An 11,027-nucleotide genomic window follows, 5' to 3' on the forward strand; every position below is an offset into this window, starting at 1 on the left:
GTCAAGGACGCCTGGTTCGATGAGCATTGGCAGCTGAAAGGGCTAATACTCGATTGTCCCAAGTGGTTTGCTTCCTCCGTAAAAATAGTGGAGTGGACTCACGTGATATCTTGCGGAGAGGACACCGTTATTATAGCAAGTGAAGCAGCGATCGTTCGGATGAAGTCGAAGCAATTGCTACGTTCTTATGACACAGGATTAGTGAAATTAAAGGATCTGCCCGTCGTAACTGTACAAGGTATTCAACTTGGCAGAGTGTCGGATGTTTATTTTTACCCAAAAGAGGGTACACAAATAATAGGCTACGAGCTTACGGACGGTTTTGTTTCGGATCTGATGGAAGGGCGCAGATGGCTGAAGGCGCCGAGTGATCCGGATAGCGTATTACTCGGGGAAGACGCGATTATTGTTCCTGCTGTCAGTGAAGCGGAATTGGAGCCTGTCGCAGCTTCCAATTTCAGAGGATAGGGAGAAATGAAAGATGATGAGATGTCCGAATTGTAATTCGAAAGATATCGGAAAGATCGGTTCCCACCAGTTTTATTGCTGGGGCTGCTTCATTGAACTGACGGTTAACGGCGACAAAATGTCGGTTTACCAAGTGGAAGAGGATGGCACGTTAAGCTCACTCGACGACTTGTTCTTTGAGGAAGAAATTACACAAGTTCACGTCAACTGACGTGCGTTGCTATAAACTTGAATATCAAAAGACGGTCTTCGGCCGTCTTTTTTTTGCTGTTATAGGATGATTTAGGGCGCTTGTACATATACTGAACTAGTTCGGCTTGTCTTGCTAAGAGCGAAGCGGATAAAGAAAGTTCGGGGGTGAGGACGGTGGAGCGCTTTACGAAGAACCGTCTGTTTGTCTGGCTGGTTTACATCATATTGGGTCTGCTTGCGATTTATCTTATGCTGCTTATAAAGCCGCTTATTGTGAACGTATATGTGTTTGTAAAAGCCGTTTTTGCTCCATTTATAATCGCGATGATAATTTCTTATGTGCTGAATCCGATCGTTACGATGCTGCATGACCGGAAGGTTCCTAGGACGATTGCCGTGCTGCTCATATATGCAGTGTTTTGTGCAGTCATTACGGTGATTCTCGTTAACTTGATTCCAATGTTCATCGAACAAGTACAGGAAATCAATCGTCATGTGCCTGAGCTTTCCATGCGTGCTCAAAATATCGTCACGGACATTAACAACACTTCTTTTTTACCGGAGAGTATTCGAAGCGGGCTTAATAAGTCACTTTTGCATATGGAAAAAAAGCTGTCGGAGAGTTTGTTCAACTTTGTTAACAATATTGGGTCCATGTTAAATGCAGTGTTTATCGCGTTCATTATTCCGTTTCTCGCCTTCTATATATTAAAGGATTTTGATGTGTTTGAAAGAACGGTCATTACGTATGTACCCAAATCACATCGCAAAAACACGGTCAGGCTGCTTAAAGATATCGATACGGCWCTCGGCAGCTATATTCGCGGACAGTTTTTGGTTTGTATTATCGTTGGCGTGCTTGCTTATTTCGGGTACCTGTTGATCGGTATGCCTTATGCGCTGCTCCTTGCCGGCATCGTTGCGATAACGAATGTCATTCCGTATCTCGGTCCTTTTTTTGGAGCCGCACCTGCAATACTAATGGCATCTACGGTTTCCATTAAGATGGTCATCCTTGTCGCGATTATCAACACCCTGTGCCAAATACTCGAAGGCAACGTAATCTCTCCACAGGTGGTAGGCCGTACGCTCCATATGCATCCCTTGTCGATCATTTTTGCATTGCTGGTCGGAGGGGAGATTGCAGGCATTGTTGGCATGATTTTGGCGGTTCCTATTTTTGCAGCCTGCAAAGTGATCATTCAGCATATGTTCGCCTACTACGTGCGAAGAAAGATTATTTGACAGGCGGATAGGCTGTGGCTATAATTTTAAAATAATCAAGTGTCAATTATAAGGGAATAAATCGTTGATGAAATGAAGTAAGCCAATGCCCGTTAGCCAGAGAGAAAGCTTCTTCGCATTTGCTTTTCGATAAGCAGCCGCGTCGGTTGAGAGAGCTTTTATAACGAAGAGTGGCCGAAAGCTATTTTCGGAGTGTGAATGAACTTCACCGGTTGGACCCGTTAATGTCTAATGAAGGCGATTGCTCTAGCTGTTTGCAGCGAGGCAATAACCAGGGTGGTACCGCGATTCTATTCGTCCCTGTCAATGACAGGGGCTTTTTTTGTGTTTTATCATTTGAAGGGGGCTCATCCTAATGAAAGCTAGTGAAATTCGTGCAAAATGGCTTGCATTTTTTGAAAGCAAAGGCCACAAAATTGAACCAAGTGCATCGCTTGTACCGCATAATGACCCGTCCTTGCTATGGATTAATGCAGGTATGGCGCCGCTAAAGGCTTATTTTGACGGACGCATCGTTCCAGAAAACCCGCGTATTACGAATTCACAGAAGTGCATTCGTACGAATGATATCGAAAACGTAGGCAAAACCCGCCGTCATCATACGTTTTTCGAGATGCTGGGCAATTTCTCGATCGGTGATTACTTCAAGGAAGAAGCTATTACTTGGGCATGGGAGTTTCTGACTGAGCCAAAATGGATTGGTTTTGATCCTAATCGCTTGTCGGTAACGGTATATCCAGAAGATGTAGAAGCATTCGAGTTCTGGAATACGAAAATTGGCCTTCCTGCTGAACGGATTTATAAGCTGGAAGAAAATTTTTGGGATATTGGCGAGGGCCCTTGCGGACCTTGTACAGAAATTTTCTATGACCGCGGCGACAAATATGGCGATCTTTCGGACCCAGAATGCTGGCCAGGCGGTGAGAACGAGCGTTTCCTAGAAGTTTGGAACGTTGTATTCTCACAATTCAATCATAATAAAGACGGCAGCTACACGCCGCTTCCAATCAAAAACATCGATACAGGTGCAGGACTTGAGCGTTTTGCTTCTATATTGCAGGATGTGGATTCGAACTTTGATACGGATTTATTCCGTCCAATTATCGACCGCACTTGTGAAATTGCGAAAGTAAGCTACAAAGTGAATGAAGAGCATGATGTTGCGCTTAAAGTTATTGCCGATCATATTCGTACAGTAGCGTTCGCAGTAGGTGATGGCGTAATGCCTTCTAACGAAGGCCGTGGCTACATCATTCGCCGTTTGCTTCGCAGAGCTGTTCGTTACGGAAAAACAATCGGAATCGACCGTCCGTTTTTGCATGAGCTGACTTCAATTGTTGGCGAAGTTATGGGCGTTTATTATCCAGAGGTTGTAGAAAAGCGTGAATTTATCGAGCGGGTTATCCGTACGGAAGAAGAGCGTTTCCATGAGACATTGTCCGATGGACTATCTATGCTGTCTGATCTGGTAGCTGCTGGTACGAAAGCTGGCCAAAAAGAGATTAATGGCGATGATGCATTCCGCTTGTATGATACTTACGGCTTTCCTTTCGATTTGACGGAGGACTTTGCTTCAGAAAATGGAATGACGGTTGATCGTGCTGGATTCGACGCAGCCATGGAAGCACAGCGCGACCGTGCCCGCGCAGCTCGCCAAGATACTGGAAGCATGAAGGTTCAAGGCGGACCGCTCGGCGATTTCACGGTTAAAAGTGAGTTTGTTGGCTATAATGAACTGGTAACTGAGTCCAAAATCATTGCCATTGTTCATGAGGATCTGTTGGTTGAATCGGCTCCAGAAGGCAGCAAAGTCGTTGTAATATTGGATCGGACACCTTTCTATGCAGAAAGCGGCGGACAAATCGGAGATACAGGAACGATTACGGGCAACGGCTTTACGCTGCAGGTTGAAGAAGTAACCAAAGCACCGCACGGTCAAAGCGTCCATCATGCTGTTGTTACCTCAGGTACTGCTCGTACAGGTGAAGCAGTAGAGGCGAGCGTTGCTAGAGCTGTACGCGATGACATTATCAAAAACCATACGGCAACGCATTTGCTTCATAAAGCGCTCAAAGAAGTGCTTGGCGATCATGTCAATCAAGCGGGCTCTTCGGTAGAGGCTGAACGCCTGCGCTTCGACTTCTCGCACTTTGGCAGTATAACTGCTGAAGAACTAGTGACGATTGAACGCCGCGTCAATGAGCAAATTTGGCTCGGAACTCCAGTATCCATCGAAACGAAATCATTGAATGAAGCTAAAGCGATGGGCGCGATGGCGTTGTTCGGCGAGAAATACGGCGATGAGGTTCGTGTGGTTCAAGTTGGCAGCTATAGCTTGGAGCTATGCGGAGGCTGTCATGTAAGCAATACATCGCAAATCGGATTGTTCAAGCTGTTAAGCGAGAGCGGTATTGGGTCGGGTGTTCGAAGAATTGAAGCCGTTACGGGTAAACATGCGTATAACTATTTAGATGGTCAGCTTGACCTGCTTAAGCAATCGGCTGCACTTCTGAAATCAAATGCAAATGATGTGCCAAAACGGATTGAAGCATTGTTCGGTCAAGTGAAGGAATTCTCTCGCGAGAATGAATCACTTCAAGCGAAGCTGAGCCGGATCGAAGCAGGATCACTTGAGCAAAACGCGAAAATAGTGAATGGCATTACTGTCCTTTGCGCAAAAGTGAATGCTCCTTCAATGGACGCGCTTCGCGGCATAGTTGATGAATTGAAGCTGAAGCTGGAGTCAAGTGTTATCGTGCTTGGTGCGATTTCGGATGACAAAGTGAACCTTGCAGCTGCCGTTTCTGCAGATTTAATTAAAAAAGGTTTCCATGCGGGCAAAATTGTAAAAGAAGCTGCAATTCATTGCGGCGGCAGCGGYGGCGGACGCCCAGATATGGCGCAAGCAGGCGGAAAAGACACAACGAAGTTGGATGAAGCATTGAAACTTACAGAAGAACTAGTTCTTAATCAAACAAATGTGATATGATATGAGTGTATATCTCATTGAAATGCGGTTTGGAAAGCGAGGTGCTGGCGATGAGTTCCATGGACAAAACAATGAAATTTAACGTGAAGGCGGAGGGGGTTGAATCTTCTCAAGACATTCTGCTATCCGTGCATGAAGCGCTTCTAGAGAAAGAGTATAATCCGATTAACCAGATCGTTGGGTATTTGCTGTCCGGAGATCCCGCGTATATTCCGCGGCATAACAACGCCAGGAGTTTAATTCGCAAGAAGGAACGAGACGAATTAATCGAAGAGCTTGTCCGGTTTTATCTAAACCATAAGAAACAACAAGCGTAAACGGCTAAAGCCCCCCTTAGGAGGCTTAGCTATCGTTTCGCAGAGAAATATAAGCAGTTTATAAGCAGATAAACTTATAAATTCTTATATTTTAACTAATGAGGCAGGAGCCGGACAAGACATGAGATTGATGGGACTTGATTACGGTGACCGCAACATAGGAGTTGCTGTCAGCGACGCTTTTCGTTGGACCGCGCAAGGAACTGGTGTTATTGAACGAAGGCGAGACCATAGTGAGTTTGACCGCATTGCCGATCTGGTTAAGGAGCATGAGGTTAGTGAAATTGTTGTTGGTCTTCCAAAAAACATGAATGGCACCATCGGTCCACGTGGAGAAATTTGTATAGAATTCGCAGAACAGATTAAGCAGAAACTAAACATACCTGTTCACCTTTGGGACGAAAGGCTGACAACGGTAGCTGCCGAACGAACGCTTATTGAAGCGGACGTCAGCCGGAAGAAGCGAAAGCTTGTAATAGACAAAATGGCGGCAACGCTTATTTTGCAAAATTATCTCGATTCTAAAGCGAAAAGGTGAGGGTAAACATGACAAATGAAGAGTTGGAATTCGAAGAGCCGGAAATTATTTATATCCCGGATGAAGAAGGAAACGAAGAGGAATTCGAAGTCATCATGAAATTTGAAGTTGATGGTTCCGATCAGAAATATATGATGGTAGTTCCGCTTCATGGAGAAAATGACGAGGAAGATGAAGTATATGCTTTCCGTTATGAAGAAGAAGGCGATGACCTGAAGCTGTATACCATTGAAGATGAAGAAGAATGGAATATGGTTGAGGAAACGTTCAACACTCTCCTTGGTGAGATGGAGGAAGAAAATTAATGTCCGGCACAGAGCATGAAGCACCTAAGAAGCTGAATACGCTACGAGCGGCATTCGGCAATGAAATTGAGCTTGAAGCAGATGACGGCAGCGTAGAGGTATACGATATTAAAGCTGAGTTTCAGCTAGGGGATCGCATTTATGCAGCCCTGCAATCGGATCCGATGCGTGGCGAGGATGATGTTGAGCTATTCCGCGTCATTCAAGTCGATGGTGAACCGCAGCTGGAAAACATCGAAAACGATGAAGAGTGGGAAGCTGCATCAGAAGCGTACGATGATTTATTGTTTGCTACTGACGAGCGTCCATAAAACGTCGTCTAATGTATATGCATCTAACGAGAGAGCGGCCAATAACCGCTCTTTTGTTCCATGTTTAGCGTTAATTACTCAAACATGCGGTTGTAATTCTCTTCATTGACCTGTTTAACAGCATTTTCAGCTGAGCCACCATAGGATGGTCTCAGCCATTTCGCCTGCGCAAATCGATATACCGAAAATGATGCATTATAAAAAAGGGGGTCTAATTTTGGACAAGTCATCACAGCACCTTGAGCAACAATCATCATCGGGACCGAGGAAAAGCCGCATTACATTATGGGTTATTTTAAGCTTGTTAGGAATTATGATTATAGGTGCTGGAAGCGTTGCTTTATATGTGTGGAGCAGCTTGAAGCCAACAGCTGCTGGTGCGGTTCAGAAGATTGATATTCCAAGAGGAACATCAGCGAATGAGGTTGCAGAATTACTGGAAGAGCAAGGGATTATTAAAAATGCATTTATATTTAAATATTACTTGAAGCTTAAGGATCAAGGCGGCCGCTTTCAGGCGGGACTTTATGAGCTGAACCCCGGCATGAATAATGAAGCCATTATAGCCAAGCTAAATGCTGGCGACACCGTAGAAGCAGAAACGATTCGATTCACGATTCCTGAGGGCTTTACCGTATTGCAAATTGCTGACAAGCTTGCTCAAGAGAAATTGATCAACAAAGAAAAGTTTATTGGATTAATTGCATCGGAAAACAATTGGGGTGATGCGGAGGCTGTTCGCTCCATTCCCAATAACGATAAGCTGCATCAGCGTCTTGAAGGTTATTTGTTCCCTGAAACGTATGAGATGAAAAAAGAAAGCACAGAAGAAGATATTATTAAACGGATGGCGCTTGAACTCGACCGGAAGCTTGCTGAGCTTCCAGAGGGCTGGATGGAAGTGCTTGAAGAGAAAAAAATGTCCTTTCATGATATGCTGACAATCGCGTCGCTTGTAGAGCGTGAAGTCGTTGTGGACGAGGAAAGAGCTCTCGTATCGGGCATTATTTACAACCGGATTGCCGATGGCATGAAGCTGCAAATTGATGCTACCGTTCAATATTCATTAGATAAGCCAAAGGAACGTCTTTACGAGAAGGATTTGCTCGTAGACAGTCCTTATAACACGTATAAGGTAGAAGGTTTGCCGCCTGGACCTATCGCAAGTCCAAGTCTTAAGTCGATTGAAGCGGCTATATATCCGGAAGATACGGAATATTTTTTCTATGTAACCAAGAAGGATGGAAGTCAGACTCATTTGTTCGCAAAAACATATAAAGAGCATTTGAAAAACATCGAGAAAAGTAATCAGACGGCTGGGTAGTCATAACGATTAGATAGGAAACGAAGCTTCACGGTGTTTTTAAGGAGGATCAAGTATGGCGTACAAGCCGGAATTGTTAGCTACCGCTGCATCTATAGAAGAGCTGGAGAGGCTCATGGCAGCAGGCGCGGATGCTTTTGTCATTGGCGAAGCACGCTACGGTATGCGATTAGCAGGAGAGTTTAACAAAGAAATGATAGCGCAGGCCGTAAAGCTCGCTAAGCCTAAGGGTGTGAAAATCTATGCTGCCCTTAACAATCTTATGGATAATGAAGCAGCGGATTCATTAAATGATTATGTATCCTCGCTTGCTGAAGCTGGCGTTGATGCACTAGTATTCGGCGACCCTGCGGTCTTAATGGCTGCTAGGTTGCATGCCCCAGGCATGGCGCTGCACTGGAATGCCGAAATGACCTCAACTAATTATGTTACAGCTAATTATTGGGGCCGCAGAGGTGCGACTAGATATGTGCTCGCACGCGAACTCAATATGGATCAGGTTTGCGAGACAACGGCTAGTACAGAACTTGAGGTTCAAGTACATGTGCATGGGATGACGAATATTTATCATTCAAAGCGTTCGCTTGTAGAGAGCTATATGGAGCATCAGTCGGAGACGGATCGGCTTCCGGAGAAAGACAAGGATCGCGGGCTTTATGTGATGGAAGCGGAGCGGCAGGACGAGCGTTATCCAATCTACGAAGATGCGAACGGCACTCATATTATGAGCTCGGATGATGTTTGTATGGTAGAGAACCTTCATGAGCTGCTGGATGCTAAAGTAACCAGCTTGAAGATTGAGGGATTAATGAAATCTACCGAGTACAACGAAATTGTTGTGCGCTCATATCGGCAAGCAATCAATGCCTATTTGGCTGATCCAGAGGGCTACATTTTCCAAGAGGAATGGCTTGACGCGATTAAGAAAGTCCAGAATCCGCAGCGAGAGCTGAGTTTTGGCTTCTTCTTCAAAGAGCAAGTCTATTAATATGTTAATGCTTACGAAGTGAGTTTTGCTTCGCAAAACCAAAGTTAATGCTTACGAAGTGAGTTTTGCTTCGCAAAACCAAAGTTAATGCTTACGAAGTGAGTTTTGCTTCGCAAAACCAAAGTTAATGCTTACGAAGTGAGTTTTGCTTCGCAAAACTTAGGAGGTACACATAGTGACAACAATTGAGAAGACGACACCTCGCTATCAAGGCAAACGCCATCGGCTGGACAAGCCGGAGCTGCTCGCACCAGCCGGAAATTTAGAGAAGCTGAAATTTGCGATTCATTACGGAGCTGACGCGGTTTATATCGGCGGTCAAAAGTATGGCTTGCGCTCCAATGCAGACAATTTCAGCTTTGAAGAAATGAAGGAAGGCGTTGAGTTCGCCAACCGCTATGGTGCAAAGGTGTTTGTCGCGACAAATATATATGCGCACAATGAGGATGTAGAGGGACTTGAAGACTACTTGCGCAATCTAGAAGCAGCAGGAATCTCAGCTATCATTGCCGCAGATCCTGCCATTATTGAAACGGCGCAGCGAGTAGCTCCTAAGCTTGAGGTTCATTTGAGCACGCAGCAATCTACGCTGAATTGGCAGGCTGTGCAGTTCTGGAAGGAAGAAGGCTTGCCGCGCGTTGTGCTGGCCCGTGAAACGAGCTTTAAAGACATTGCAGAAATAAAAAAAAATGTTGATATTGAGATCGAAGCGTTTATTCATGGTGCGATGTGCTCATCTTTCTCTGGTCGCTGCGTGTTGTCTAATCATTTTACGGATCGTGACTCCAATCGTGGAGGCTGCTGTCAGTCATGTCGCTGGAAATACGATTTGTTTGTTGACGATATGCCAATGTACCCGGAAGAAGAAGATAAGTTCACAATGGGCTCTAAAGATCTATGCATGATTGAATATTTGCCGGAGCTTATCGAAGTTGGCGTTGACAGCTTCAAAATCGAAGGACGAATGAAAAGCATTCACTATGTGGCGACAGTCGTTAATGTTTATCGTCAAGCGATTGATGCGTATTTCGCTGATCCTGAGCATTTCGAGCTGAAGCAGGAATGGGTGGATGAGATAAATAAGGCTGCCAACCGTCCGCTAAACACTGGATTTTTCCTTGATACACCGGGTGCGGAGGATCATATTTATGAGCCAGAGGAAAAAGCAGCGCCATATGATTTTGCTGGAGTAGTCGTAGATTATAATGATAAAACGGGTTTTGCGATCGTGCAGCAGCGCAATCACTTTAAACTCGGACAAGAAATCGAATTTGTTGGTCCGAAGGGTACTTTTTTCAAGCAAACAGTAACCGAAATTACGGATACAGATGGCAATGCGCTTGAAGCGGCTCGCCATCCTTTGCAGCATATTCGCATTCGTACGTTAAAGCCGGTTAAACCGATGGATATGATGAGAAAGAAGATCGGGAAGAAGTAAATAGGCAAAACATGACTAGAGTCTTATTTTTTTAGAAAATAAGACTCTTTTTTTTGTATTTATTATTATGAAATGACAAGAATGTGTCGATATAAAATAATATACTGTAAATCTACTGTAAATACATATTTCGGCAAGATGCGCTAGCAGCAAACGTACTATTTTGGACTTACAATATTAAAGGCGGTGTCTTCCCTCATGGAAAACCAAGAAGAACAAAAAAAGAAGAAAACAAAGAAACAGAAACAGGAAAAAGAGCAAAATAGCACAAACGAAATTAAGTCAGGTACAAGTATGAAAGCGTCATCAAAAATGCAATCTTTATCACAAGCAGCAAAGGCAGCGACGTTATCTGTAAAAAGCACAAAGCTGTCAAGCCCGATTAAATCAGTAGGAACGAAGCTGTTTACGATTATCTTTTGCAGTATTATCGCGTGTGTATTGACAGTAGGTCTAATGGCTTATTCAAAGTCGAAGTCGATTATTGAAAATAAAGTTTCAGAAGCGAGCTTTCAAACGATCAATCAGGTTGCAAACAATATGGACGTTATTTTCAAGACGTATGAAGATTTATCGCTGCAAATATTAATTGATAAAAGCTTCCATGAAATTGTAAGGAAAATGCTTGACGGCGATGACGATTTCAGCAAGTTTGAGGCATCGCGTAATTTAAGCGACAAAATGCAATCTTACGTTATGGGTAATAATACGATCGTTTCCATGATGCTGCTGCCTGTAAATCCGAAATTGACGGTTGTAACATCCGGCCGGGCAACCACCGGCACTGCGGAGAAATTAATGAAAACAGCATGGTTTATGGAAACTGTCGAAAATGCGGGGAAAACAAACTGGATTCCGCCACAGCCTGAAGGCATGTCAGATCCAGCGGGTGCGCCAACTATAGGCTTGAGT

11 protein-coding genes and 1 pseudogene are annotated in these 11,027 nt (G+C 44.4%); all 12 read left to right on the plus strand.

Features of this window, described 5'->3' with window-relative positions; all coding sequences use genetic code 11:
* A partial coding sequence (locus AC1DSE_RS21360; protein WP_477528157.1) for a PRC-barrel domain-containing protein occupies positions 1-468 on the plus strand: 468 nt, incomplete at its 5' end.
* A gap of 13 nt (positions 469-481) precedes the next feature.
* Entirely contained in the window at positions 482-679 is a 198-nt protein-coding gene (locus AC1DSE_RS21365; protein WP_054027275.1) for a hypothetical protein, read from the plus strand.
* A 155-nt stretch (positions 680-834) separates the two neighbouring features.
* Positions 835-1,905, plus strand: a complete 1,071-nt coding sequence (locus tag AC1DSE_RS21370) for an AI-2E family transporter (RefSeq protein WP_076270816.1) — start codon at positions 835-837, stop codon at positions 1,903-1,905.
* A 355-nt stretch (positions 1,906-2,260) separates the two neighbouring features.
* Positions 2,261-4,894 (plus strand): alanine--tRNA ligase, encoded by a 2,634-nt coding sequence (gene alaS, locus AC1DSE_RS21375; protein ID WP_477528158.1) that lies wholly within the window; start codon positions 2,261-2,263, stop codon positions 4,892-4,894.
* Between the two features lie 50 nt (positions 4,895-4,944).
* On the plus strand, positions 4,945-5,211 hold the full coding sequence (locus tag AC1DSE_RS21380) for an IreB family regulatory phosphoprotein (protein WP_076270873.1): 267 nt from the start codon (positions 4,945-4,947) through the stop codon (positions 5,209-5,211).
* Positions 5,212-5,332: 121 nt separating this feature from the next.
* Positions 5,333-5,749, plus strand: a complete 417-nt coding sequence (ruvX, locus tag AC1DSE_RS21385) for a Holliday junction resolvase RuvX (RefSeq protein ID WP_076270814.1) — start codon at positions 5,333-5,335, stop codon at positions 5,747-5,749.
* Positions 5,750-5,757: 8 nt separating this feature from the next.
* Positions 5,758-6,054, plus strand: coding sequence for a DUF1292 domain-containing protein (locus AC1DSE_RS21390; protein WP_076270813.1), 297 nt, complete (start codon positions 5,758-5,760; stop codon positions 6,052-6,054).
* Entirely contained in the window at positions 6,054-6,365 is a 312-nt protein-coding gene (locus AC1DSE_RS21395) for a DUF1292 domain-containing protein (protein ID WP_054027280.1), read from the plus strand. Before AC1DSE_RS21390 ends, AC1DSE_RS21395 begins: the two co-directional genes overlap by 1 nt.
* Before the next feature lie 217 nt (positions 6,366-6,582).
* Positions 6,583-7,689: an endolytic transglycosylase MltG gene (mltG, locus tag AC1DSE_RS21400; RefSeq protein ID WP_441875860.1), complete on the plus strand. Its 1,107-nt coding sequence runs from the start codon at positions 6,583-6,585 to the stop codon at positions 7,687-7,689.
* 55 nt (positions 7,690-7,744) lie between these two features.
* A complete protein-coding gene (locus tag AC1DSE_RS21405) occupies positions 7,745-8,677 on the plus strand; it encodes a peptidase U32 family protein (RefSeq protein ID WP_441875863.1) in 933 nt (310 codons plus the stop codon).
* A gap of 175 nt (positions 8,678-8,852) precedes the next feature.
* Entirely contained in the window at positions 8,853-10,115 is a 1,263-nt protein-coding gene (locus tag AC1DSE_RS21410; protein WP_339207918.1) for a peptidase U32 family protein, read from the plus strand.
* 198 nt (positions 10,116-10,313) lie between these two features.
* Positions 10,314-11,027, plus strand: a pseudogene (locus AC1DSE_RS21415) (hypothetical protein); the annotation flags it as partial.

The sequence above is a fragment of the Paenibacillus sp. 01L418 genome (assembly GCF_056400045.1).